The organism is Arthrobacter sp. B0316-5-4 (genome assembly GCF_059090325.1).
This window is the reverse complement of the sequence record NZ_JBNHFN010000004.1, coordinates 669,648-693,678: the sequence shown is the minus strand read 5'-3', so window position 1 is coordinate 693,678 and position 24,031 is coordinate 669,648. Positions and strand designations below refer to the sequence as shown.

At 64.0% G+C, this 24,031-nt stretch carries 23 protein-coding genes and 2 riboswitches; of the genes, 13 read left to right on the top strand and 10 right to left on the bottom strand.

Going from position 1 to position 24,031, the window contains the following annotated elements; translation table 11 throughout:
• Positions 1-30: 30 nt before the first annotated feature.
• The 3 genes from AC5RU9_RS15150 (at position 31) to AC5RU9_RS15140 (ending at position 3,358) form a co-directional block, all read left to right on the top strand.
• Complete coding sequence (locus tag AC5RU9_RS15150; protein ID WP_091467554.1) at positions 31-234, top strand: cold-shock protein; 204 nt, start codon at positions 31-33, stop codon at positions 232-234.
• Between the two features lie 324 nt (positions 235-558).
• Positions 559-2,184: a chaperonin GroEL gene (groL, locus tag AC5RU9_RS15145; protein WP_172324129.1), complete on the top strand. Its 1,626-nt coding sequence runs from the start codon at positions 559-561 to the stop codon at positions 2,182-2,184.
• A 121-nt stretch (positions 2,185-2,305) separates the two neighbouring features.
• Entirely contained in the window at positions 2,306-3,358 is a 1,053-nt protein-coding gene (locus tag AC5RU9_RS15140) for an RNase H family protein (protein ID WP_494017075.1), read from the top strand.
• A gap of 120 nt (positions 3,359-3,478) precedes the next feature.
• On the opposite strand, the gene AC5RU9_RS15135 is transcribed toward AC5RU9_RS15140, so the two are convergent.
• The 4 genes from AC5RU9_RS15135 to AC5RU9_RS15120 all read right to left on the bottom strand — a co-directional run bounded on the left by AC5RU9_RS15135 (position 3,479) and on the right by AC5RU9_RS15120 (position 6,795).
• The gene (locus AC5RU9_RS15135) at positions 3,479-3,769 is read right to left on the bottom strand and encodes a WXG100 family type VII secretion target (RefSeq protein WP_211712852.1); all 291 of its coding nucleotides are present in this window, start codon (positions 3,767-3,769) and stop codon (positions 3,479-3,481) included.
• Positions 3,770-3,904: 135 nt separating this feature from the next.
• Positions 3,905-5,371: a sensor histidine kinase gene (locus tag AC5RU9_RS15130; protein ID WP_494017074.1), complete on the bottom strand. Its 1,467-nt coding sequence runs from the start codon at positions 5,369-5,371 to the stop codon at positions 3,905-3,907.
• A gap of 2 nt (positions 5,372-5,373) precedes the next feature.
• Positions 5,374-6,084, bottom strand: a complete 711-nt coding sequence (locus AC5RU9_RS15125; RefSeq protein ID WP_026543233.1) for a response regulator transcription factor — start codon at positions 6,082-6,084, stop codon at positions 5,374-5,376.
• Between the two features lie 81 nt (positions 6,085-6,165).
• Positions 6,166-6,795 carry a LysE/ArgO family amino acid transporter gene (locus AC5RU9_RS15120; RefSeq protein ID WP_494017073.1) on the bottom strand — a complete coding sequence of 210 codons (630 nt, stop codon included), beginning with the start codon at positions 6,793-6,795 and terminating at the stop codon, positions 6,166-6,168.
• A 68-nt stretch (positions 6,796-6,863) separates the two neighbouring features.
• Here AC5RU9_RS15120 and AC5RU9_RS15115 point away from each other — a divergent pair, with 68 nt between their 5' ends.
• Together AC5RU9_RS15115 and AC5RU9_RS15110 are read left to right on the top strand one after the other, a co-directional pair.
• On the top strand, positions 6,864-7,781 hold the full coding sequence (locus AC5RU9_RS15115) for a LysR family transcriptional regulator ArgP (protein WP_494017072.1): 918 nt from the start codon (positions 6,864-6,866) through the stop codon (positions 7,779-7,781).
• Positions 7,782-7,848: 67 nt separating this feature from the next.
• Complete coding sequence (locus AC5RU9_RS15110; RefSeq protein ID WP_494017071.1) at positions 7,849-8,073, top strand: hypothetical protein; 225 nt, start codon at positions 7,849-7,851, stop codon at positions 8,071-8,073.
• A gap of 18 nt (positions 8,074-8,091) precedes the next feature.
• On the opposite strand, the gene AC5RU9_RS15105 is transcribed toward AC5RU9_RS15110, so the two are convergent.
• From AC5RU9_RS15105 to AC5RU9_RS15085, 5 genes are all read right to left on the bottom strand, one after another.
• Positions 8,092-10,167, bottom strand: coding sequence for a multicopper oxidase family protein (locus AC5RU9_RS15105; RefSeq protein WP_494017070.1), 2,076 nt, complete (start codon positions 10,165-10,167; stop codon positions 8,092-8,094).
• Positions 10,168-10,179: 12 nt separating this feature from the next.
• Positions 10,180-10,653 carry a hypothetical protein gene (locus tag AC5RU9_RS15100; protein WP_211712858.1) on the bottom strand — a complete coding sequence of 158 codons (474 nt, stop codon included), beginning with the start codon at positions 10,651-10,653 and terminating at the stop codon, positions 10,180-10,182.
• Positions 10,654-10,864: 211 nt separating this feature from the next.
• Positions 10,865-12,523, bottom strand: a complete 1,659-nt coding sequence (locus AC5RU9_RS15095; RefSeq protein ID WP_494017069.1) for a DNA repair helicase XPB — start codon at positions 12,521-12,523, stop codon at positions 10,865-10,867.
• 54 nt (positions 12,524-12,577) lie between these two features.
• Positions 12,578-15,043, bottom strand: coding sequence for a helicase-associated domain-containing protein (locus AC5RU9_RS15090; RefSeq protein ID WP_494017068.1), 2,466 nt, complete (start codon positions 15,041-15,043; stop codon positions 12,578-12,580).
• Positions 15,044-15,096: 53 nt separating this feature from the next.
• Entirely contained in the window at positions 15,097-15,312 is a 216-nt protein-coding gene (locus AC5RU9_RS15085) for a hypothetical protein (protein ID WP_211712861.1), read from the bottom strand.
• Positions 15,313-15,539: 227 nt separating this feature from the next.
• Between AC5RU9_RS15085 and AC5RU9_RS15080 the strand changes: the two genes are divergently transcribed.
• Genes AC5RU9_RS15080 through AC5RU9_RS15070 form a run of 3 tightly spaced genes read left to right on the top strand, consistent with a single transcriptional unit; the run spans position 15,540 to position 17,908 of the window.
• A complete protein-coding gene (locus AC5RU9_RS15080) occupies positions 15,540-15,923 on the top strand; it encodes a cold-shock protein (RefSeq protein WP_090820714.1) in 384 nt (127 codons plus the stop codon).
• Positions 15,924-15,927: 4 nt separating this feature from the next.
• Complete coding sequence (locus tag AC5RU9_RS15075) at positions 15,928-16,560, top strand: DUF3027 domain-containing protein (RefSeq protein ID WP_494017067.1); 633 nt, start codon at positions 15,928-15,930, stop codon at positions 16,558-16,560.
• Positions 16,561-16,603: 43 nt separating this feature from the next.
• A complete protein-coding gene (locus tag AC5RU9_RS15070) occupies positions 16,604-17,908 on the top strand; it encodes an MFS transporter (RefSeq protein WP_494017066.1) in 1,305 nt (434 codons plus the stop codon).
• 70 nt (positions 17,909-17,978) lie between these two features.
• On the opposite strand, the gene serC is transcribed toward AC5RU9_RS15070, so the two are convergent.
• Positions 17,979-19,109, bottom strand: coding sequence for a phosphoserine transaminase (gene serC / locus AC5RU9_RS15065; RefSeq protein ID WP_494017065.1), 1,131 nt, complete (start codon positions 19,107-19,109; stop codon positions 17,979-17,981).
• A gap of 294 nt (positions 19,110-19,403) precedes the next feature.
• On the opposite strand from serC, the gene AC5RU9_RS15060 reads away from it, so the two are divergent.
• The 5 genes from AC5RU9_RS15060 (at position 19,404) to AC5RU9_RS15040 (ending at position 24,022) form a co-directional block, all read left to right on the top strand.
• The gene (locus AC5RU9_RS15060) at positions 19,404-20,099 is read left to right on the top strand and encodes an iron-dependent transcriptional repressor DtxR (RefSeq protein ID WP_211712865.1); all 696 of its coding nucleotides are present in this window, start codon (positions 19,404-19,406) and stop codon (positions 20,097-20,099) included.
• A 224-nt stretch (positions 20,100-20,323) separates the two neighbouring features.
• A riboswitch (cyclic di-AMP (ydaO/yuaA leader) is annotated at positions 20,324-20,538 on the top strand.
• Positions 20,539-20,542: 4 nt separating this feature from the next.
• Positions 20,543-21,373 (top strand): M23 family metallopeptidase, encoded by an 831-nt coding sequence (locus AC5RU9_RS15055; RefSeq protein ID WP_211712866.1) that lies wholly within the window; start codon positions 20,543-20,545, stop codon positions 21,371-21,373.
• A gap of 144 nt (positions 21,374-21,517) precedes the next feature.
• Positions 21,518-21,679: riboswitch (cyclic di-AMP (ydaO/yuaA leader) on the top strand.
• Between the two features lie 4 nt (positions 21,680-21,683).
• Entirely contained in the window at positions 21,684-22,424 is a 741-nt protein-coding gene (locus tag AC5RU9_RS15050; RefSeq protein ID WP_494017064.1) for a C40 family peptidase, read from the top strand.
• 99 nt (positions 22,425-22,523) lie between these two features.
• Positions 22,524-23,303, top strand: coding sequence for an NlpC/P60 family protein (locus AC5RU9_RS15045; RefSeq protein WP_494017063.1), 780 nt, complete (start codon positions 22,524-22,526; stop codon positions 23,301-23,303).
• A gap of 218 nt (positions 23,304-23,521) precedes the next feature.
• Positions 23,522-24,022, top strand: a complete 501-nt coding sequence (locus AC5RU9_RS15040) for an HNH endonuclease (RefSeq protein WP_039240018.1) — start codon at positions 23,522-23,524, stop codon at positions 24,020-24,022.
• Positions 24,023-24,031 lie beyond the last annotated feature (9 nt).

The window sequence follows — 24,031 nt, the reverse complement described above, 5'->3', positions numbered from 1 at the left end:
GGTCTTGGCTACTGCGAAAGTGTGGGCATCATGGCATTGGGAACCGTCAAATGGTTCAACGCCGAAAAAGGCTACGGCTTCATCACTGTTGATGAGTCCGGCGACGACGTCTTTGTACACTGGTCCGCCATCCAGATGGATGGCTTCCGGGCCCTCGAGGAGGGCCAGCGGGTGGAGTTTGAATTGGGGGAGGGCCAGAAAGGGCCGCAGGCAGAAGGAGTGCACGTCGCCTAGCCTCGCTGGAGACCGGCACTTCATCGGCTCAGCTCATGGCTGAAACCCCCTTGATTTCCGTCGCAAAGGCGCATTCCTGCTTGCACTCTCCCCGGTCGAGTGCTAATTATTGATTTAGCACTCCTACGGTTCGACTGCTAAGTACGGCTCGGCTTACGCCGGTCCCGATCGGCTGCCGGACCGCTGGAGGATCAAGAAAAACCTTGGTGTGGTGAGGTTCGGAGCGCGGGGCATACATAGGCCGCAAGCAAAGGACCGTCCGTCGCGGGCACCGCATCTGACAGGTACCTTCTTAACGACTGTCCCGAAAGGACTACCGCCGTTATGGCCAAGATCATTGCATTTGATGAAGAGGCACGCCGCGGCCTCGAGCGGGGCCTGAACATCCTCGCTGACGCCGTTAAGGTCACCCTCGGCCCGCGTGGACGCAACGTCGTCCTCGAAAAGAAGTGGGGCGCCCCCACGATCACCAACGATGGCGTTTCCATCGCCAAGGAGATCGAGCTGGACGACCCTTACGAGAAGATCGGTGCAGAACTGGTCAAGGAAGTTGCCAAGAAGACGGATGACGTCGCTGGCGATGGTACGACCACTGCAACCGTCCTCGCCCAGGCACTGGTGAAGGAAGGCCTGCGCAACGTTGCCGCCGGCGCCGACCCGCTGTCCCTCAAGCGCGGCATCGAGAAGGCTGTTGAAGCAGTCATCAACGAACTCCTGGCTTCCGCCAAGGAAATCGAAACCAAGGAAGAGATCGCAGCCACGGCTTCCATCTCCGCCGGTGACCCGGAAATCGGCAGCCTGATCGCCGAAGCCCTGGACAAGGTGGGCAAGGAAGGCGTCATCACGGTCGAGGAATCCAACACCTTCGGCTTGGAGCTCGAGCTCACCGAGGGCATGCGCTTCGACAAGGGCTACATCTCCGCTTACTTCGTCACCGACGCAGAGCGCCAGGAAACGGTCCTCGAAGACCCGTACATCCTGATCGTCAACTCCAAGATCTCCAACGTGAAGGAACTCGTCACGGTTCTGGAGAAGGTCATGCAGTCCAACAAGCCGCTGCTGATCATCGCCGAAGACATCGAGGGCGAGGCCCTGGCCACCCTGATCGTCAACAAGATCCGTGGCACCTTCAAGTCCGTCGCCGTCAAGGCTCCGGGCTTCGGTGACCGCCGCAAGGCACAGCTGGCCGACATCGCCATCCTCACCGGCGGCCAGGTCATCTCCGAAGAAGTTGGCCTCAAGCTCGAAAACGCTGGCCTGGAACTCCTCGGTACCGCCCGCAAGGTTGTTGTCACCAAGGACGAGACCACCATCGTTGAAGGTGCCGGCGACGCTGAGCAGATCGCAGGCCGCGTGGCCCAGATCCGTGCCGAGATCGAAAACTCCGACTCCGACTACGACCGCGAGAAGCTGCAGGAGCGCCTGGCCAAGCTGGCCGGTGGCGTTGCAGTCATCAAGGCCGGTGCCGCAACCGAAGTTGAGCTCAAGGAACGCAAGCACCGCATTGAGGACGCAGTCCGCAACGCCAAGGCTGCTGTTGAAGAAGGCATCGTTGCCGGTGGTGGCGTTGCCCTCATCCAGGCAGGCGCCAAGGCATTCGCCAACCTCACCCTGCAGGGTGACGAGGCAACCGGTGCCAACATCGTCAAGGTTGCCATCGACGCTCCGCTGAAGCAGATCGCGTTCAACGCTGGCCTCGAGCCGGGCGTTGTCGTCGACAAGGTTCGCGGCCTGCCTTCCGGCCACGGCCTGAACGCTGCCACGGGCGTCTACGAAGACCTCCTGGCTGCCGGCGTCAACGACCCCGTAAAGGTCACCCGCTCGGCTCTCCAGAACGCTGCTTCCATCGCTGGTCTGTTCCTGACCACCGAGGCTGTAGTGGCTGACAAGCCCGAGAAGAACGCTCCGGCTCCGGGCGGCGACGACATGGGCGGCATGGGCGGCTTCTAAGCCCCTCGCTGAACATCACGTTTCAGAGCTAACGACGGCGGTCCGCACCTTCTGGTGCGGGCCGCCGTTTTTGCTGCCTACCACGGTTTCAGTGTCTGTGGGTTCTGGCAGGATTAACGGTATGACGATTATTGCTGCCGCCGATGGGTCTGCCCTCGGTAATCCTGGGCCGGCCGGTTGGGCCTGGTATGTTGACGACTCCTGTTGGCGCGCGGGAGGTTGGCCTCACGGCACCAACAACCAAGGCGAGCTCATGGCAGTGCTGGACCTGTTCCGCTCCACCGCGCATGTTCCCCACGAGGAACTGCTGATCCTGTGCGATAGCCAGTACGTCATCAACTGCATCACCAAATGGATGCCGGGCTGGAAGCGCAAGGGCTGGCGGAAGGCGGACGGCAAGCCGGTCCTCAACGTCGACCTCCTCAAGGATATTGACCAGGCGATCATTGGCCGCAAATACACCTTCGAGTGGGTCAAAGGCCACGCGGGACACGATCTCAACGAAGCGGCCGATGAGCGGGCCCGGGCTGTGGCCACGGCCTATCAGCAGGGCGTTGCGCCCCGGGTCGGGCCAGGTTTCCCAGGGGCCAAGAACGAAGCAGTAGCCGCAGGTTCCGGGACCTCCGTGAGCACGTCGATGGGGACTACAGCAAGCTCCGCGACGGTTACCACCAGCAGGGCCGCCGCTGCGACGGCCTCGTCCCCGAGCACTGTTGCCGCGCCCTCCCGGAGTTCCCGACCTCACTTCGAACCGACGCTCTTCGGAGAGTCAGGCATCTTCGGCCAAGCTGATCTTTTCAGCGAACTGGAAGATGATGCGTCGGCCCCGGAGCTCTCGCCGGAAGAAACTGTACTTGCCCTGGAACGGGAACTGCTGAGACCTGACGTGAGGGCGGACATTGGCAGGATCGGAGTGCTGCTGCACCCGGACTTCGCCGAAATTGGCAGCTCGGGCCGGTTTTGGACGCGGGATGCCATGATGGTGGCGTTGGAAGAGGACCCCGGCGAACCGGGAGAGCTGGAGCTCCTGAGCGCCGACCGCCTCGGTGACACCACCATCTTGCTGAACTACCGCAGCTACGCCCACACGGGCTCGGCCCTCCGCAGCTCGATCTGGATGCTGGACCGCGGCCAATGGCGGCTAAGGTTCCACCAGGGCACGCTGGAGCCCTAAGGAAGCGACGCCCGCTGAGGACGAATCAGGCCGCCATGACCTGTAGGGCCGGATGGATAAGGGGAAGACATCCGGCCCCACAGGAGTGCACGGCACTGCCTTGTTCGGGCTTGGCGGTTCCTAGTACGTGAAGCGCTGGGTGTTGCCCTGCTCGACTTCCGCGTAGCTCGAGGCCGCAGTGGACAACGCCAGCGTGATGGAGGCCAACGATGCCTCAACCTTGCTTTGCGTCAGGGACCATTCCAGTACCAGCGACTGGAAATTCGCGGCCGCAGTTCCTTTCCATGTGGCCTGGAGTTCCTCAAGTCCGCGCTTCATGGTGTGGACGTCCGAACTGATGCGGTCGATAGTGCCCCGAACGTTGTCGGATTTGAGCTGGAGCATCTCGGTATCGACGGAGATGACGGTCATGGGTTGTGCCTTTCGACGAAGATGTTCCGCATGTTGCGGCGGGAAGTGTGGGCCACAACATCGAGCCTAGGCAGGAGGCTTCAACCGCGGAACGGACGTTTGCCGCTATGTGGAAAACGGCTTCGAAGTGCAGCGCTACGTCGACAAAAGCTCGGCAGGTTCCTCATGGAAGGGAAGGCTGACCACCAAGGTGGCGCCACCGCCGTCGGTCTCTGAAACACGGACGCTTCCGCCGTGCGAGCCCACGATCGCAGCCACAATCGCCAGGCCAAGTCCGCTGCCACCCGTCTCGCGGGTTCGCGAGGTGTCTGCGCGGTAGAAGCGTTCGAAAATCTTGTTGGTCTCGGCTTCCGGAATTCCCGGTCCGTGATCGCGGATCTCGATGACCGACTCGGCACCTGTGGGCGTGTTCCGGACACCCACGGCAAGTTCGATCGGGCTGCCTTCGGGCGTATAACGCAGGGCATTGCCCACCAGGTTGCCAATGACCTGCCGGAGTTTGGCTTCGTCGCCTTGTACGGGCGCGGGAGCGGGGGAGCCGCCGTCGAGTCCTGTCAGCGTGATGGTCCGGTCGCCGGAGGAAGCTTTGGTGTCCACCATGGCGTCGTGGGCCAGGAGGTGCAGGTCCACTGGCTTGAGCTGCAGTGGCCGCTGTTCGTCCAGCCTGGCCAGCAGCAGCAGGTCTTCGACCATGGAGCCCATCCGCTTGGCTTCGCTTTCGATCCGGCCCATAGCCATGGCCACATCTTCTTCCGTGGTCAGGGCGCCATGCCTGTAGAGCTCCGAGAAACCCCGGATGGTGACCAGGGGCGTGCGAAGTTCGTGGGAGGCGTCGGCCGCAAAGCGCCGCATACGGCCTTCGGAAGCAGCCCGGGCTGCGAACGAGGCCTCAATGTGTGCCAGCATGGCGTTCAGCGATCCGCCGAGACGGCCAACTTCGGTGTGCGGATTGTCGATTTCCACACGGCGGGACAAATCGCCGGCCGCGATCGCCGCAGCCGTCTTTTCCACTTTGGCCAAGGGCCTGAAGGAGCGGGCCACGGTCCACGTGGCGATGAAGAAGGCCAGCACCAGCGTCAGCAGGCCCACGCCGACCACTACCAGGACGGCGTGCTCCATGACTTTGTCCACTGGCGTGAGCGGCAGCCCGATAATCACGACGCCGTTGCGACCATCGGAAGTGTTGACTGCAATGGCTACCACGCGCCAGTTGCTACCTGCAGTGCCCTTAACTTGGTAGGGCGCATTGCCGCGAAGCTTGGCTTCGGCCGGCGTGATGTTGGTGATCGCGGGACGATCGCTCTGGCTGCCGCCGAAGGGATTCGGTTCCAGGCCCGGTATGTACAACGTCAGCGAGTAGTCCGTGGGTACGGCGGAGTCGGTGGGGGCTGCCGTGTTGGGCTGTGCCAGCTTGTTGAAACCCTCCTGCTCCTGCGCCAACGCGACTGCAGCCTTGAGCTTGTCGTCCACTTGACCCTGCAGGTAGCTCTTGACGAGGGTCAGCGTTCCCGAGCCCGTCGCCGCCAGGGCCAGCAGAAGCAGGCCCATGATGATGGCGACGAGCTGCGACCTCAGTGAGGCCGATTTCCAGCGTTGCAGCAAGGTCAGCGCTTCTCTGCCGTCCGGAGCACGTAGCCCACGCCGCGCTTGGTCTGTATGAGAGCCGCAGCGTCGGGATCGATGTCCACCTTGCGGCGAAGGTACGAAATGTACGACTCAACAATGGAGGCGTCGCCGTTGAAGTCGTACTCCCACACGTGGTCCAGGATCTGGGCTTTGGAAAGGACGCGGTTGGGATTGAGCATGAGGTAGCGCAGGAGCTTGAACTCCGTGGGGGACAGCTCGATGACCGTGCCGCCGCGGCGGACCTCGTGGGCGTCGTCGTCGAGTTCGAGGTCGTCGACGCGGATGACAGCGTCGTCGTCTTCCAGTGGCTGGGTACGGCGGAGGACGGCTCGGATGCGGGCCACCACTTCGTCGAGGCTGAAGGGCTTGGTGACGTAGTCATCGCCACCCACGGTGAGGCCCGTGACTTTGTCCTCGGTGTCGTCCTTCGCTGTGAGGAACAGGACGGGGAAGTGCTTGCCGGCCGCGCGGAGGCGCCGCGTAACGGTGAATCCATCCATATCCGGCAGCATGACGTCCAGGACGGCGAGGTCCGGGGCATGGAGATCGGCCGCCGCGAGGGCTTCGCGACCGTTGGACGCGGCCACCACCTCGAAGCCTGCAAAACGCAGCGACGTGGACAGCAGCTCACGAATGTTGGGTTCGTCATCAACCACAAGAAGCTTGGCTTCGGGACCGTTCTTTTTCATGTCACCCATGATCCTCCCAGTTACTGGGAGTTTTCTGAATGCTGCATGTGAGTGAACTGCGCGCGGAGTCCATGGGCTGAGTCACGCGCCGAGGACCAGGCCTGCACCCAGGGCCACCATGGTCACGGCGATTCCACCGTCCAGGATCCGCCATGAGCGCGGCCTCGAAAAGAAGCCACGAAGATACCTCGCACCAAATCCCAGCGAGCAAAACCACAGAATGCTGCCGAACATCGCCCCAGCGCCGAACCACCATTGCAGGGGAGTCCCTTGCCCACTGGCCAGGGAGCCGATCAGGGCGATGTCCAAATAGACGTGGGGGTTGAGCCACGTCAGGGCCAGGACGGTGGCGACAGCGCCGGCAAGGCCGCGCTTCGCCCCGCCGTCGTCCGGGCCGTCGCCGGTCAGCGACTGCGGACGGAAGGCCCGTCGTGCGGCCATCAAACCATAGGTCACCAGGAACGCCGCGCCCACGTAACGGAGGACGACGACGGCGGCCGGAGCGGCGGAGACCAGGGCACCAATGCCGAGCACACCGGCGGCGATGAGGACGGCGTCGGAGAGCGCGCAGACAGCGACGATGGGGCCTATGTGCTCGCCGCGGATCCCCTGGCGAAGCACGAACGCGTTCTGTGCCCCGATCGCGACGATGAGTGCCAGGCCTGTAGCGAGGCCGAGGCCTGCGGAGTGGGAGAAGTCAGTAATAGTCACTCTTTGAAGCTACGGATGGGCAACTCATTAGACCAGCTAAGGATTTTTAGGGCACGTAAGGTTCTCTTATGTTCCATTTCCCGTCTGACCAGCTGCTCACTTTCGCCACCGTCCTCTCCGAAGGGACGTTGGACGCCGCTGCCCGCCAACTGCACGTCACGCCGTCGGCAGTATCCCAACGGCTCAAGGCGCTGGAGCAGGCGGCGGGCCGAGTGCTGCTGCGGCGGAGCAACCCCGTGCAGGCTACCGAAGCCGGAGAAGTCGTTTTGCGGCTGGCCCGCCAGGTGGCCCAACTCGAGGCCGATGCCGGCACGGAACTGGGGTTGGGCTCCGAGGGGGCGGAACTTGCCGTACCGATCGTCGTCAACGCGGATTCTCTGGCCGTCTGGTTCCTGCAGGCGCTGGTCAAGGTTCCGCAGGACCTCAACGTGACGTTCGACCTCCATCGGGATGACGAACAGCATTCAACGTCCCTGTTGCGATCCGGGACAGTCATGGCGGCTGTCACCGCCACTCCTGAACCAGTGCAAGGATGCCGCGTCGAGAGCCTGGGGGTCATGCGCTACCTTCCCGTTGCCGCGCCGCAGTATCTGGCGCGATGGTTCCCGGACTTCCCGAAGGGCCTCAACGGGGTCTCGCTCAACGCTGCGCCTACCGTGGACTTCGATCGCAAGGACACCTATCAGTGGGCTTTCGTGCAGTCGTGGCCTGGGACCGGCAGTGTGCCCGAACGCCGGGGCCCGCGCCATTTCGTTCCTGCCTCGCACGATTTTGGCGAGGCGATCCGCCTTGGCCTTGGCTGGGGCCTGATCCCGGAAGCGCAATGTGGTCAGGACATCGCGGACGGCCGGCTGGTCGAGCTGGCCCCCGACCGGCCGTTCGATGTTCCGCTTTATTGGCAACGGTGGCGCACGGCATCCAGGGTCCTGGACATCCTCAGCGAGACGGTGCGGGACGTTTCTGCGCAGTATCTGAGGAGGGCGTGAACGGCTAAAACGGGACACGCCCGCCGATGCTTCCAATAATGTCAGTGCCCCGTCCCACACTTAAAACATGGCAAACACAGCAGCTCCCAACACCGTCCACCAGCTCCGCGACAGGGACGACGTCGAGTTCCACGTGACGTACCTGGACACGGACACAGGCCATGTCCGCCGCGAGGACTTCCAGGATCTCGCCGCGGCCGAACGCTTCGCCAGTGCACAACTGCGCGATGAAGAGTGCTGGGCCGTGGTGGACCACGTCAGCATCTCGGCAACCAGCCGGATGGTCGCCTGACTCCCGATCCGAGGCCGGTCACTCGGGCCGGTTGCGGGCGTGGCCTCCATGCATGAAAGGCGATGACACGCCCTGGTACTTCAGGAGCATCATCATCCCTTCGGCCGCATGATCCAGATTGTGGCAGTGGTCCATCCAGATGCCCGGATTGTCGGCGTGCAGCAACAGTTCCCAGACCTCGCCGGGCAGCACGTCCACGGTATCCAGCAGCAGCGGAGAGCCTGTGGGGGCCAAGCCGTTCCTGCTAAGGACCTGCACGTGGTGTCCGTGGGGATGCATCGGGTGTGGTTCGGCTGTGCGGTTAACCACCGTCACTTTCACGGTGTCGCCGAGGGCCACCTCGATGGAGGGGACCAAGGGGTAGGCCGCCCCGTTGACGGTGAAGGCGAAACGCGGAACACCGTCGACAAAACGGAATTGCCGATCCAGGACCACCACCTCTTCCCGGGTAATTGTCGGCTGCGCTGAACCGGAACCGGACACGGGTTTGCCATACGCCAGGAGGTCCAGTGCAGGGGTGGTGGCGAAGATGCCTGCCGGAGCTTTGTCCGGGTCCCCGCTTGAAGCAGCGGCCGAAGCAGCAGCCAAGGCAGTGGTACCGGGCGGAGCAATGACGACGGCGGCCCCGGCTGCGGAGTCCGAACGCACGGTTACCGGTGACGCTGGCATGGTGAAAGCGACGTCCATCCTGCCTCCGGCACCAAGCCTGAGAAGTTTGTCCGCCACCTCCTCCGGCTGGTTTACCTCTGTTCCGTCCACGGCAACGGCCCTGAAAGGGGTGCCGTCCACCCAGTACCGCTGCGGCAGTGAATCAGTGTTGACCAGCCTGACACGCACGGATGAGCCTGGTGTGGCCGGGTGCGCGCTGATGCGGTCTGAGGAGCCCAGCAACCCCAGACCGCCGAGGTCGTGCCCAGCCACCACAAGGTCCGTCTCAGCGCGGGGCGTGGCGGGATTGTGCACGACGAATGTGCCGTAGAGGCCCTTACGGACGCCCTCGGCTGAATCCTGGTGTGTGTGATACCAGTACGTGCCGGCTTGTTTGGCCTCGAAGCGGTACGTCATGGAATGTCCGGGCATGACAGCGTCCTGGGTGGCGCCGGCCACTCCATCCATGGCATTGGGGACGTCGTAGCCGTGCCAGTGCAGGGTGACGCCTGCGGCGACGTCACGGTTGTTGAGTTCCACCTCCATGACTTCGCCCAGCTGCGCTTCCAGCGCTGGTCCCGGGACGCTCCCGAAGGTCCATGCCTCCATGGTCCGGCCCGAGGGCAGGGTCACTTGTTCCACGCGGGCAGTCAGCTCATAATGCCGGACCACAGCGCCCGCCGGCACCTCGCCCAGGAGCTCGGTTACCTGGGTGGGCTTTTCCTTCTGGTACGTGGCTGGGTTGCCGTGATGTCCGACGGCGGCAGCGATCACCGCGCCGTCAGCGGACCGGCTCCCCAGCCAGGCAAAAACTCCCGAGCCCAAAGCGGTACAGGCCATGAGGGCGGCAACTGCGGCAGCCGCCGTCGGACGCCTGCGGGGGTGCGGGACTGTCCCCTGGGGGCTGCGCCGAACAGAACGGCCTCCCAGCAGCGCAAGCCGTGCAAGGACCAGCGTGCCGCCCACCATGAACAGGAAGACAACCATGGTCCAGGGGGCCGGGAATGGCCCCAATACGAGCGATAGTGCCAGGGATGCCACGGATGTCGCCGCCGCGGCCACCAGCGCCAGGACAACCCCCTCACGGGACCGCCACCAGCCACTCGGACGGGAAGTGTTGGAGCCGGTGTTCCGCCTCCTCAGCAAGTACGGAACACCGGCCATCGCGGCCCAAGCCGCGGGGATGGCGGTCAGAGGCAAGCTGATGGTTATGCGTTCGTTGGCAAACCACCAACTGCCGGCCACCAAAGCAGGTAGCAGGGCATATCGGGCCACCGTCGCAGCGGCAGCCACCCCGAGGGACAAGAGGGCCAGATCGGTCGCGCGGGGTGGGGCTTGCTTCCGATCAGTGGTTGCGGCAACTGTCATCCAGACGGCGGCGACCCAGGCGCCGGCCGCGAGGATGGACAGCACCAGGTCCACCGCCAGCAGCTGCGATATGTTCACAGCTGCCGCTGGTCAGGCCGTGCTGGGGGATGCTGGAGCATCCGAGGATGCGGCCTTGGGAGGAAGCGGCTGGGGGTTCAGGGCGACCGCACGGGCACGGTTGAAGAGCCAGTAGGACATGAAGATCATCAGGACACCGGTCAGTGGATGGATGGAGACCACCCAGGAGCCGGCGGGGGTGATGTAATCCTCGGACGAACCCGTCAGCATGCCGCCGATGATGAAGATGAACAACTGGACCCAGCTGAGCAGGAAGATCCCTGCAGCAAGCCAGATCGTCCGGGAACCCGCCCGGGCGATGGCGGCGACGATGGCGGCCAGGAGCGCGCCGTAACGCAGCACGTATTGGCCGTTCATCACGTGGTAGACGCCCGCTTCATGCTGGGCTTCGATGGTGTTTTGGAAATGGAAGTATCCGGCGAACAGTAACTGTGCGAGTGCTGACAGCAGGACGATCGCGGAAAGGACCAGGAGGGCTTTACGCATGGGGAATCCTCTGGATGAAAATGCTCAGATTCTTCTAGGCCTTCGAACCGCCGGCTCCCTGGCTGCGGGATTTCCCCCCACCGCCGACGGCTGGCCGCCGGATTGCCTGGACCAGGGGCAAACCTTAAGGGCGGAGAGCTTCACTAGGAATCGTAAAGTTGCTGGACATTAACCGCAAGGGTCCTGACCTTAAAAGTCCGCGCGGGCCACCCTACTGCTCCTGCCCGACGTCCTTACCAACGTCCTTTGCGTCCATGATCCGGTAGGCGTAGCCCTGCTCGGCCAGGAACCGTTGGCGCTTGGCTGCGAAGTCCTGGTCCAGGGTGTCGCGGGCAACCAAGGAGTAGAACCTGGCGGCGCGGCCGTCCTGCTTGGGACGAAGGAGCCGTCCGAGCCGTTGTGCTTCTTCCTGGCGCGAGCCGAACGAGCCTGACACTTGGATGGCCACCGAAGCTTCGGGAAGGTCGATGGAGAAGTTGGCCACCTTGGACACCACCAGGGTGTGGATCTCGCCCTTACGGAAGGCGTCGAAGAGTTTCTGCCGTGCCTTGACGCTGGTTTCGCCCTTGATCAGAGGGGCGTCCAACCGCTCGGAAATCTCATCCAGCTGGTCGATGTACTGCCCGATCACCAGCAACTGCTCGCCCTTGTGTACCTCAACGAGTTGCTCCACCAGCTGCGTTTTGGTTTCCGACGTCGCGCATAGCCGGTACTTATCGGCGTCGTCAGCCATGGCGTAAGCCACGCGCTCGTCACGGGGGAGGTCCACCCGGACTTCCACGCAGTCCGCAGGTGCGATGTAGCCCTGGGCCTCGATGTCCTTCCACGGTGCGTCATATCGTTTGGGGCCGATCAGGCTGAAGACCTCACCTTCGCGGCCGTCCTCCCGTACCAGGGTTGCCGTCAGGCCCAGCCGGCGCCGGGCCTGCAGGTCCGCGGTCATCCGGAAGATCGGAGCGGGCAGCAAGTGGACTTCGTCGTAGATGATGAGTCCCCAGTCGTGGCCGTCCACCAATTCCAAGTGCGGATAGAGCCCGCCGCGCTTGGTGGTCAGGACCTGGTACGTGGCGATGGTGACGGGCCGGACTTCCTTGACCGCGCCGGAGTACTCGCCGATCTCGTCTTCTGTCAGGGACGTCCGTTTCAGGAGCTCGTCCTTCCACTGCCGCGCGGAAACGGTGTTGGTTACAAGGATCAGCGTGGTGGTGGAAGACGTCGCCATGGCAGCCGCGCCTACCAGCGTCTTTCCGGCACCGCAGGGAAGCACGACGACGCCGCTGCCGCCGGCCCAGAAGTTCTCCGTGGCCAGCTTCTGGTATGGGCGAAGCTGCCAGCCGCTCTCGTCCAGCATGATCAGGTGCGGCTGCCCGTCCACGTAGCCCGCAAGGTCCTCGGCAGGCCAACCCAGCTTGAGGAGCAACTGCTTCAACTGGCCGCGCTGGGATGAATGGACCACCACTGTTTCGCCATCGATCCGCGGCCCCAGCAGGGGTGCGATTTTCTTGGCCCGGATGACCTCCTCCAGCACGGGGTAGTCATCGGTCCGCATCACGAGGCCGTGCTGGGCGTCCTTCTCCAACCGAAGCCTGCCATAGCGCGACATGGTCTCCTCGATGTCGATCAGCAAGGCGTGCGGCACGGGAAAGCGCGAGTACTTCAGCAAGGTGTCCAGCACCTGCTCAGCGTCCAACCCCGCAGCCCGGGCGTTCCACAGGCCCAAGGGCGTCAGGCGGTAACTGTGCATATGTTCCGGGGCGCGTTCCAGCTCAGCGAACGCGGCGATGGCATGCCGGGCCTCGGTGGCGAGCTCGTGGTCGACTTCCAGCAGGATGGTTTTGTCGCTTTGAACGATCAGCGGACCGTCGGTCACTGTTGAATCCTCACTTGCGCAGCTTCACGGCGCGGTTTACACGATCTGTGCGTTTCACGAACGCAATTCTTTGGCGGGTTCCACATCGATGATCCGGTGGATGGACAACACCCGTTCGGTTTCCTTGGCGGGATCGAACACCCTGACGCGTCCGCCGGAGACGGATACAGGAACAACTGTTTCGGTGTTGGCATTCCCCAGGCTGTCCACCACGTTCATGATCACTGCCTGCTTCAACCGGATGGCCGTTTGCAGCGTCTCCAACCCGAGTTGCGTCGACGCCTCCCCGGCCGCTTCCGCCGGAACCCCGCGGTGCTGGCGCAGGACCGAAAGTTGTGCCTCGACATCTTCGTCCGGCGGAGCCGTTCGAGGTGCCGTGTAGACGGGACGGGCACTGCCGGGAACCGCCGTTGTCCGCTTGAAACGCACGACGGCGGGTTCGGCCTCCTGCACCGCAGGCGACAGTCCCAGCTCGCGCAGCACCCGCGCCGTTTCCCGTGGGCTCGCAGACGACGTCAGAACGGTGGGTGCGATCCGCACCAGGCTCAACACGGATGTCCTGGCCTCCTGGAGGAGGTCGGTGATGGCGGTTTCGTCGTCGCTCTGGATGAAGCTGGCACTCGTGCCAACCCGGAGACGGCCGTGCCGTGACGCTGTGTCCTGGATCAGGTATGCCAACGGCTGGGGCACATCGGTGGCTGAGTGCTCACGGAGGAACGCCAACAGCGATTCCGCATCCTGTCCGGCGTCGAGCGCCCTGCGGATGGTGGCGGCAGAAAACCGGTAGATCGACGCCGGGCCCTGGCCCTCGGCGTCGGCCATCAACAGCAGTGTCTCGCTGAGTTCCGGCGCGAGGTAACCGGGCGCGACAGCCGTCAGGTCGGCCTGCAGCAGGATGTGGTTCACCGCGGCGGGCAGATGCTCGCCAAGGATGGTCATGGCTTGTTCCGGTTGTGCATCGGCAATCGCCGAACCCAACTGGGTCAGTGCGCCCGAGCCCATCAGGCCCAGGAGCGTCGCCTCCTCGAGGATGCCGCGGACCAGTGAACTGAAACGCCTGGACATCCGAGGCTGCGCCCACTCGGCCCGCTGCAGCACGGCCCTGGCATCCAGGACGGGCGCTTTGCCGTCCGGCGCGGCTGCTTCCACGGTCAGCTCATTCAGGATTTCCAGGACCCGCCGCCGGACCACCGGAGCGTCGGGCCGTTGAGCCTCCGCGGACAAGGCGTTAATGGTGGTGCCGGCAGCGCCCTGGTGGGTGGGCGAGGATGCCGAGCCCGTGAGCGGCTGTCCCACCAAGGACGGTGCGCGCTCGCTGGCCAACCAAGCATTGACCAACCAGAGCCATTGCTCCTGGCGGGGCAGGTTGAGCCACTCCAATGCCGGCGGCTGTACCCAGGTGGAGCTGTCCACGTCCAGTCGCAGGAGTCCGGCCAACGCGGCCAGTTCGAGGAGGATGGCAGTTTCGTGCACCCCGTTTCGAACGGATTCTGCCAGGCGCCGGAGCTCGCGGACGCCCACGCCACCACTCCGGAGCGTGGCCAATGGTTGCTCGCGGACGGCAAACAGCAGCTCACCCGTCAGCCGCAAGGTCTCAGCAATAGCTCCCATGGCGGCATTACGGCGGAGTGCGGCACTCGTGTGGCCAAGCTCCGGAACCGGCGGGGCCAACGTGAAGTCATCCACGATCGCGCCGCCGCGCAGGGCGAGTCCCACGCTGTGGGGCAGTTCCACGTGGCTGGCGTCCAAGGGGACCAGCAACCCACGCGCCAACAGCCAATCGATGGGTCCGACGTCGCGGCTCTCGTGGGTGACCGACGCCCGCCGCTGGGCCTGGGGTACCGCGCCCATGGCCCAGCTCCCGAATTTCTCCAGGAGGGCGACGGTGCGTTCCGGGGCTGTTGCCAGGATGGCCCGCAGCTCAGCGGGATTGGAGGTCCACCGCTGCAGAGCAAGGGCCGCGTCCATGGGTGTGTTTGCCGGATGGATGCCGAGCCCGCTCTGGTGCAGTTCGGCCACCAACTGGACCGCCCGCTGGGCAAAGGCGGGCTGTAGCCGGACCAGTTCGGTATAGCTCCGGCCGAGTCCCGCGGGGTAGATACCGATGACGTCCTTGAGGCTGCCGACCGGGAGGTAGAAGCGCTGCCGTGAGCTGGTCGGCGGTGAACCGACGGGCGGGTCTGCCCGGTGGATCAGGGCCAGTTCCTGCAGTTTGGCAAGGATGGGATCCAAGGCAGAGAGGGTGGAACCGGCAATGACTTTCTTCAGACCGGCCGCCGAAACACTGTGCCCGGTATCGGCATTGGTGCAGAGATGGAGGGTTTCGAGCACCTGCATCTCGGGCTTGTTCAAACGTTCCAAGGCCCGCTGGACACTCACGCGGGCGCTCGCCCTGGCTGCCAGGGCTGCGAAGTCCGGCGCCATGGGCGAGATGAGGTCTGGCCGCGCGGCAAACAAGGCCCGCAGCGAATCATCGCTGCGCGCTTCCAGTTCCTTGCTGAGCGCGCGAATAAGGGACATCAATCCAACGGTACCGCCCTTGGGCCGCTCGTGCCCGCCAGGAGGAGGGACGGTTACTGTCGGCGACGAAGGCGGATGGCGTCCACCACCAGGACGGCAGCCAGCATGAACGCCACGGGCAGCCCGTAAAGGGCCGTAGAGGTGATCCAAACAGGGGCGGCGCCGCCCGTCGAAGCAATCGCAATGACGGCGCCGACGGCCGCCAGTGACAACACGGCAATGACGGCGGCAGCAATCACGAGGGGGCGGCGGTAACCCGGGGAATTCATGCCACCAACGCTAGCAGGAGCATGCCTCCGCGACCGTCGCTGCACATCATGGGTCCGCGCGGGTACGCGCGTGGGCGCCCCAAAGCGGGATTAGGGGGTCCGGCAGGATAACCTTGAAGGAACAGACCAACACGGACCGGGCTGTCACCCTCGATCCCGCAGAACCCTGTGGATGCGGTAACGGCCCGACGTGTCTCCCAAAGCAATAAACGAAGAAGGTTGATTACGTGCCTACCGGCAAGGTCAAGTGGTATGACAAGGAAAAAGGCTTCGGATTCCTCGCGGCCGAAGATGGCCAGGAAGTGTTCCTGCCCAAGACGTCCCTGCCCGCGGGCGTAACGGAACTCAAGGCCGGCACCCGCGTGGAGTTCGGTGTGGCTGACGGTCGCCGCGGTGCGCAGGCGCTGGGACTTCGCGTCCTGGAGAAGACGCCTTCCATTGCCAAGGCCAAGCGCATGAACGCCAAGGACCTCGCACCGATGGTGCAGGACCTCGTCACGGTGCTGGACAACCTCTCCGGCTCGCTGTCCTCCGGCAAGTACCCGGACGGGAACAAGGCCAAGGCCATCAGCATGGCGCTGCGCAAGGTTGCCGACGAGCTGGAAGCCTAGGCCCATGGCATCGGAATCCGCACAGGACACAAAGGCCGGAAGGGGCGCGCAGGGAAGCCCTGATTCGGCCCCTGACGCTGCCCAGGCTCCTGGAAACGGGGAAGCCCCCGCGCGGAAGCCCGCTGCGGAGCAGCCGCGGGCCGGTTTGCCTGTTTGGCGAACCGGCAAGCCTGACGCTTTCCTGGCTGCCGCCGTCGATACTGCACGTGAGGCAGTTCAAGGAATAGCCAACCCGGGCGAAGTGGGTGCGCACCTCGGCGCGAAGTCGGAGGGCGACCGCGTAGTCACGCACTTGTTCGAGTCCAAGCTCGCCGGTTACGGCGGCTGGCAGTGGTATGCGGTGGTGACGCGCAACTCGCGTTCCAAGATCGTGACCGTCAGTGAGCTCGGCCTGCTGCCGTCCGAGGAATCCATCCTCGCTCCGGAATGGGTTCCGTGGGCAAAGCGTGTCCGCCCCGAGGACGAGACTCCGTTGGTGGAGGAAACCGTCGGCGATGTCACGGAGGAATCCGTCCAGGCCGACGAGGATGACGCTACCGGGCCCGTCGATGCGGACGCCGAAGCGGACGACCCCGAAGCAGACACAGAAGAAGACGACACAGAAGAAGACGACGCCGACGAAGCCGGGGCTGAATAAGCATTGCGGAAACCCGGGGTGAACCAAGCGATGGTGGACACTGATGTCCACCTTTAAGTCGCTGGGGATTCCCAACTACCGCATCTGGTTCTTCGGTGCCCTGATCTCGAATATCGGCACCTGGATGCAGCGTACTGCGCAGGACTGGCTGGTGTTTGACCACCTGACCGCGCACGACGCCGGCGCCATGGGCATTACCTTGGCCCTCCAGCTGGGTCCGCAGCTGTTCCTTGCCCCCTGGGCGGGCTTGCTCGCCGACCGCTACAGCAGGCGGAAGCTGCTCCTCCTCACCCTGGTGGCCATGGCCCTGCTCAGCACCGGTCTTGGCATCCTGGTGCTTCTGGGAGTCGCAGAGTTATGGCACGTCTACATCTTTGCCCTGCTGTTGGGCATCGTGATGGCGCTGGACGCCCCCGTCCGCCAAACGTTCGTGTCAGAACTCGTCACCGACGATTACCTGCCCAACGCGGTGGCACTGAACAGCGCATCCTTCAACGTAGCCCGGATGATCGGTCCGGCAGTGTCCGGCATCCTCACGGTGGTGGTGGGGCCCGGCTGGGTCTTCCTCATCAACACGGTGTCCTTCGCCGCGATGCTCTGGGCGCTCAAGCTGATACCGACGTCGTCACTGAGGGCGCAACCGCGCGCTGCTCCAGGTAAGGGGCGCATCCGCGAAGGCCTTCGGTACGTCCGGGGACGGCCTGATATCCAGGTGGTCCTGGTGGCCATCTTCATCGTGGGCACGTTCGGCCTCAATTTTCCGCTGTTCATCGCTGCGATGGTAGGCACCCAGTTCGGTATGGACGCCGGCGCTTTTGGGGCCTTGAGTTCAGTCATGGCCATCGGCTCAGTGACCGGAGCGCTGCTCTCTGCCCGACGCGGCCGGCCCCGCCTGAGACTGATCTTCCTGGCAGCCGGCGGTTTCGGTGTCTCCAGCACGCTCGCTGCGCTGGCGCCCAACGCCACGCTTTTCGGACTTGCGCTGGTTCCCTGCGGCTTGTTCGCGCTCACCCTCATCACCAGTGCCAACGGGTACGTGCAATCAACCACGGAGGCCGTCATGCGGGGGCGGGTCATGTCTTTGTACATGGCAATCTTCATGGGCGGGACACCGATTGGTGCCCCGTTGGTGGGGTGGGTGGCGAACGTCGGCGGTCCGCGCTGGGCGGTGGGCGTCGCCGCGATAGCCGGCGTCAGCACCGCCGTCGTCGGTTTGGTATGGATCATCCGCGCGAAGCAATTAAGGCTCCGCTTTGATCGGCGGGCGCGCGGCCTGAAGCATTTCCGGGTGGAGTCGCTGCTTGCCCCTCCGGGCACGGAAGAGGGCGACGGCGGTTCCGGGCGTTAAGCAGCGACGGCGCCGTCCGGCTTTACCGAACGACGCCGACCCCTGGGTCCAGCTGAATCCTTACCGTGGATTACTTCTTCAGTTCGCCCACGACGTAGTCGATGCTGGCAAGGAGCGCTGAAACATCGTCTGGCTCGATGGCAACGAACGTGGCGATGCGCAGCTGGTTGCGGCCCAGCTTGCGGTACGGCTCCGTGTCCACCACGCCGTTGGCACGCAGGACCTTGGCGATCGCAGCGGCGTCGATGGAGTCGTCGAAGTCGATGGTGGCAATGACGTTGGAGCGGTCCTCAGCCTTGGCAACAAACGGCGTGGCGTAGTCGGAGGCTTCTGCCCAGGAGTAGATGCGGTTGGCGGAGTCCGCCGTGCGCTTGCTGGCGAAGTCCAGGCCGCCGTTGCTGTTCAACCACTGAACCTGGGCATCCAGGGTCACCAGCGTGGACAACGACGGCGTGTTGTACGTCTGGTTGAGCTTGGAGTTGTCGATGGCGGTCTGCAGGTCCAGGAAATCCGGGATCCAGCGGCCGGATGCCTTGACGCGGGCAGCGCGTTCCAAGGCTGCGGGGGAGAAGAGGCCGAGCCACAGCCCGCCATCCGAGGCGAAATTCTTCTGCGGGGCGAAGTAATAGACGTCCGACTCCGAGACATCGACATCCAGGCCGCCGGCAGCGGAGGTTGCGTCCACCAGGACCAACGATCCTTCGTCCGCGCCCTGCACCCGCGTCACGGGAGCTGCGACACCCGTGGAAGTTTCGTTCTGGGGCCACGCGTAGACATCGACGCCGGCTTCGGCCTGGGCCACGGGGCGGGTGCCGGGCTCGGACTTGATGATGGAGGAAGCCTCAAGGAACGGAGCCTTGTTGGTGGCAGCAGCGAACTTGGAACCAAATTCACCGAAGGAAAGGTGCTGGGCCTTTTTCTCCACCAGGCCGAAGGCAGCGACGTCCCAGAATGCGGTTGACCCGCCGACGCCGAGGACAACCTCGTATCCGTCGGGCGCGCGGAAGAACTGGCTGAGTCCTTCCCGGACTGATCCGACGAGGTTCTTGACCGGGGCCTGCCGGTGGGATGTGCCCAGGATGGTGGCCGATGCGGCAGACAACGCCTCGATCTGTTCCGGGCGGACCTTGGACGGTCCTGCGCCGAAGCGTCCGTCCTTAGGCAGCAGATCGGCGGGAATGGTGATGCTGTTGTCGCTCACGTGTGGCTCCAATGGGTATCGGCTAGAGATGGGTCGTGGCAGGTGGCATCCGCTGCCCCTTCGACTCCCCAATTCTGCCTGACACGGCTCGGGGGCAGGAACCTGCACCCGTCATAGTCCGCCACGTGGAACGCGGAGCAACCGGATGCGACCGGAATTATCCAGAGTAATTCCAAATAAGCTAGGCTGGGGGTTGGCGTTCAAGGGGCAGCGGTGCACACCGGCTGCCCCGGCCAGGGACGCGGTACGGTGGAGATTACGCAAGGAAACTGCGTTCGAGGAGAGCTGAGCTGGATGACGGATCTGATCGATACCACTGAGATGTATCTTCGGACCATTTTGGAGCTTGAAGAAGAAAACATTGTGGCGCTCAGGGCCCGCATCGCCGAGCGCTTGCGGCACTCCGGCCCCACGGTTTCGCAAACCATCGGCCGCATGGAGCGCGATGGCCTGGTGATCGTTTCCAACGACCGCCACCTTGAACTGACCCAGATGGGCCGCAAGCGCGCCACTGAGGTCATGCGAAAGCACCGCCTGGCCGAGCGGCTCCTTGCCGATGTCATTGGCCTCGACTGGGCATACGTCCATGATGAAGCCTGCCGCTGGGAACACGTGATGAGTGAGCGGGTTGAACGTCGGCTCTACGAACTCCTCGAACACCCCACCGAGTCCCCTTATGGCAATCCGATTCCAGGACTTGAAGCCCTCGGCGGCCTGCCGACGCAGACCATCCCGCGGCTCGACGTCAACCTGCTGCAGGCCATGGATGGCTACGCGTCCGATTCCCGGGTAGTGGTCAGCCGCCTTGCCGAGCCCATCCAGGTGGAACCGGAACTCCTCACCCAACTGGACGAGGGCGGAATCCGTCCCGGTGCCGCAGTGTCGTTGGAACGTGTTGGCGAATACATCTCCGTCCGGGTTCCCGGCATCGAGGGAGCGCTCGAGCTGCCGCCTGAGGTTGCAGCCCACGTGTTCGTCTCCCTGGGCTAACCTCCCTTCGGGGCGCCGCCTCCTCGGGGATGCCGTGTCAAACCTCACTTTCGCGCCCTGCGCGACAGTGTGACCTCGGTTTTCCGGGATAGATGATAAAGGCCCCCGGCATCACGCGCTTTCCTGTTGATAACGAATTTATTACTGCAGGCTTTAATCGCCTATAGTTATCTACTAGCGCCGATACCAAAGCGTTACCTGATCCGGAGCCGAGCTCTGCCAGCGGATCAGGTGTGCCATCCACCACTGGCAGAGGCGGGGGAACCACAAGCGGCTGTCTAAAGAAGCAGCCTTGGGGTGAAGTCCGCAGCAGAAGTGCCCATTTATGCAAGTCCCTCCTGGGATACCTGTGTGCCGTGAGCGCTTCGTGCGGACCGGGTCTTTGAACTCTCTGACCCGAATCCGACAGCTAACTTCGCAGGCTTTTCAGAGAGGAATAGAGTTTGACATCGCAGAACGTCAGGGGTCGTCGCCGCGCGACCGGCCCCGCTGTTGAGCTGCGGCCAGCCCGCGCCACAATGGAGATCCGGCCCCGCGACACTGAGCGTCAAGTCCGCCGCCGTAAGAGCCCATTGCGCCAGGTTGCCGACTTTGCCGCAGCCAGTGGCGTCGGGCAGAAAGCCGGAGTGGCACTCGCCGCCACCGGCTTGGCCCTGACTGTCGGACTGCCGGCCACAAGCCCCGTGATGGCAACGTCGGAGTCGGGCCAAACTGAGTCCGCCCTTGCCGTATCCGGCGGCAGCCAGCCAGAGGTTTCCGCAGCCGCGTCGGCAAAGATCGACTTCAGCCGCGCTGCCGTTGCAACCGCAGCTGACCCTGACGGCAAGCTGAAGCAGCTGCTCAGCGCCCAGTCGGTCGGCAGCATCCAGCGCGCCTCATCCGTAGGAACCCTTGCCAGCCCCCTGGACACCCTGACGACGGCCTCGCCCTTTGGCTACCGGGTCAGCCCCCTCACGGGCGGCACCGGCGACTTCCACCGCGGCCAGGACTTCGTCGCCCAGTGCGGCACGGCCGTCCATGCAGCTGCCACTGGCAAGGTCACCTTTGCCGGCTGGCACGAGTACGGCGGAGGCAACCGCGTGGTCATCGATCACGGCAATGGCCTCGAGACCACGTACAACCACCTGTCGTCCTTCACCGTCAAAGTCGGCCAGACCGTCACCCGCGGCGATACCGTCGCGCTGAGCGGCACCACGGGCGCTTCCACGGGCTGCCACCTCCACTTCGAGGTCCAGGTCAACGGCGAAGTTGTCGACCCCATGGGCTGGCTTTAATCCAGTTGATGGTTGTCTCTCGAATTTTGAGACACCCCGTGACCTGAATGTGACATTCGCGTTCAACTGTTGTACCGTACAAAGCGCATCGGCTTTTTAGGGGGCCGGTGCACTTGAGTGGATTGCCTAGCTCTGCCACCACTCGAGGTCCGTTCGCATAAATCGTCTGGCAGGGGCGGGGGAACCACTTCTGGTCTTCGCAAGAAGACCTTGGGGTTAAGTCGCAAAAGCTTCCTTGAAGCAGCGCGGCCGGATGACTCCCATCCGAATCCGACAGCTCACCTCGCAGGCATTGGGAGAGGCTACCTACGTGTCATCACGCACTACCCCTGCGCGCCACCGCGCTGAATCGGTTCGTACGAACCCCTTGAACACTCTTTCCAAGGCTGTTTCGTCCAACGCCGGTACCGTTGGCCGTCAGGCCGTCGTTCTGGCAGCAGCCTCGGGCCTTGTCCTCAGCGTCGGCCTCCCGGCCACTGCAGCTGACACCGATGTCTCCAAGTCGGAAGCCTCCAGCACCCAACAGCTGGTCGCTACCGCCGTCGTCACGGCAGAGCCCACCGCCACCGTGGCCTTCGAGAGCCCGGTCGTGGCCACCAAGGAAGCCCCCAAGGTTGTCCAGCGTGCATCGCAGGTTACCCAGCGCACCGCGGGTTCCCAGGATGCCGCAACGGCGGTCACCGCTAAGTCCTCCGAAGCTACCGACGGTGCTGCAAGCGCCGCTGCCTCGGGCCTTGCCGCTATTGCCTACACCGGCATCGGCCACCCCTACGTGTGGGGCGGCACCACGCCCAACGGCTGGGACTGCTCCGGCTTCACCCAGTGGGTCTACGCACAGGCTGGCATCAGCATTCCCCGCGTCAACGCCTGGACGGCCATGAAGCCCACCAGCACCCCGGCCCCCGGCGACCTGGTCATGCAGAACGGTGGAGCCCACGTCGGCATCTACGTCGGCAACGGCATGATGATCAGCGCACTGAACCCGAGCCAGGGCACCCTCCTGCACTCGGCAGCCTCCACAGGCACCTCTTCCTTCTTCACCCTTCGCTAGAAAACATCCGGTTCGGGGCCGGCCAGCATACCCCCCAAGTGCTGGCTGCCCATTACCCGCGTGTAACCCCACTGCGCGCGGATACGAAAAGAGAAAATCATGACCAGTGCAAACAAGGTTGCACGGCATCGCGCTGCGGCCCCCAAGACCAGCTCGCTTGCCATCATTGCCAAGGCCGTCGGCGGCAACGCCGGTACCGTAGGCCGCCAGGCGGCCGTTATCGCTGCGGCTTCCGGTTTGGTCCTGACCAGCGGTGTCGCAGCGAACGCCGCCGAGACCAACGTTGACCGCGAATCCACGGCGACCTCCGCCCTTGACGTCCAGGCAGTGGTCCAGTCGACCATCGCCGCGGACTCCACGGTGGCCATCTCCTACGAACGTCCCGTCGTCACCACGGTGGAAGCTCCGGCTCCCGTGGAGACGAAGGCCCCTGCCAAGGCTGAAGCCAAGGCAACGGAGAGCGTCACCACGGCTGCTCCCGCCGGCAACGCGACGCTTGCCGTCAACAGCTCGGCTACGGCTGCCAAGGCTCCGGCAGCTTCCAGCGGCCTCGGTGCAGCTATTGCCGCCGCAGCGTACGCCCAGCTCGGCGTGACCCAGGACTGCACCATGCTGGTGACCAACTCCCTGGCAGCCGTGGGCATCCACTTCCATGACTGGCCGGCCGGCTACCTCTCTTTGGGCCGTACCGTCAGTGCAGCAGAAGCGCAGCCGGGTGACCTCGCCTACTACGCCAACGGCGGTTTGGCCGGACAGGCCCACATCGCTGTTTACGTCGGCAACGGCATGGCAGTCCACGGTGGATGGAACGGATCCACCACGGCACTGTTCAGCGTCAACGTCGGCTCAGGGCCGGTTTTCATCCGCGTCAACGGCTGATCAACGTACTTCCCGAAACACCCCGCAGGCTGAGGCCGGCGGGGTGTTCCGCTTTAACCACGCATGAACTTTTGCCGACACCACACGGGAAACGACAGAAAGATTCGTTGATACGGCATATAAGTGCTTACCCTTATCTTGTCGATCCACAGCCCGTACATGCAGAGGGCAGCCGGCCCTCGTGCCCCTGACGGGTGCGGCCGTGAAGAGGTACGTGCATGCGCACACTCGTTCTGAATGCTGGATATGAACCGCTGGCGGTAATAACATTCCGCCGGGCGCTGGTCCTTGTGCTGACTGGGAAAGCGAGCGTAGTGGCCGAAGGCGACGAGCCTGTCGTCGGGCCACAGGAGATTCTCGGACGACCATCCGTGATCCTCCTCAACCGCTACATCCGCCCCAAGTACAACAAGATCACCGCCGTGAGCCGCCGAGGCGTCCTTCGCCGCGACGGCCACCGCTGCGCCTATTGCGGGAAAACAGCGCACACCATAGACCACGTCCACCCCAAATCCAGGGGTGGCGCGGATTCCTGGGAAAACCTGGTTGCGGCGTGCTTGAAATGCAACAACGCCAAGAGCGACCACACGCTGGCTGAGATGGGTTGGAAACTCCGTTTCAAGCCTGGCGTGCCCCAGGGAACCATGTGGCAGATCAAGGAACTCGAGAAACCTGCGCCGGACTGGGACCCGTTCCTGTTGCCGGAATCCGCTGCCTGATCGATTTCT

Coding starts and splice junctions, on each gene's coding strand:
- AC5RU9_RS15150 (WP_091467554.1), top strand. CDS start 31: ATGGCATTGGGAACCGTCAAATGGTTCAACGCCGAAAAAGGCTACGGC.
- groL (WP_172324129.1), top strand. CDS start 559: ATGGCCAAGATCATTGCATTTGATGAAGAGGCACGCCGCGGCCTCGAG.
- AC5RU9_RS15140 (WP_494017075.1), top strand. CDS start 2,306: ATGACGATTATTGCTGCCGCCGATGGGTCTGCCCTCGGTAATCCTGGG.
- AC5RU9_RS15135 (WP_211712852.1), bottom strand. CDS start 3,769: ATGACCGTCATCTCCGTCGATACCGAGATGCTCCAGCTCAAATCCGAC.
- AC5RU9_RS15125 (WP_026543233.1), bottom strand. CDS start 6,084: ATGAAAAAGAACGGTCCCGAAGCCAAGCTTCTTGTGGTTGATGACGAA.
- AC5RU9_RS15115 (WP_494017072.1), top strand. CDS start 6,864: ATGTTCCATTTCCCGTCTGACCAGCTGCTCACTTTCGCCACCGTCCTC.
- AC5RU9_RS15110 (WP_494017071.1), top strand. CDS start 7,849: ATGGCAAACACAGCAGCTCCCAACACCGTCCACCAGCTCCGCGACAGG.
- AC5RU9_RS15100 (WP_211712858.1), bottom strand. CDS start 10,653: ATGCGTAAAGCCCTCCTGGTCCTTTCCGCGATCGTCCTGCTGTCAGCA.
- AC5RU9_RS15090 (WP_494017068.1), bottom strand. CDS start 15,043: ATGTCCCTTATTCGCGCGCTCAGCAAGGAACTGGAAGCGCGCAGCGAT.
- AC5RU9_RS15085 (WP_211712861.1), bottom strand. CDS start 15,312: ATGAATTCCCCGGGTTACCGCCGCCCCCTCGTGATTGCTGCCGCCGTC.
- AC5RU9_RS15075 (WP_494017067.1), top strand. CDS start 15,928: ATGGCATCGGAATCCGCACAGGACACAAAGGCCGGAAGGGGCGCGCAG.
- AC5RU9_RS15070 (WP_494017066.1), top strand. CDS start 16,604: ATGTCCACCTTTAAGTCGCTGGGGATTCCCAACTACCGCATCTGGTTC.
- AC5RU9_RS15060 (WP_211712865.1), top strand. CDS start 19,404: ATGACGGATCTGATCGATACCACTGAGATGTATCTTCGGACCATTTTG.
- AC5RU9_RS15045 (WP_494017063.1), top strand. CDS start 22,524: ATGACCAGTGCAAACAAGGTTGCACGGCATCGCGCTGCGGCCCCCAAG.
- AC5RU9_RS15040 (WP_039240018.1), top strand. CDS start 23,522: ATGCGCACACTCGTTCTGAATGCTGGATATGAACCGCTGGCGGTAATA.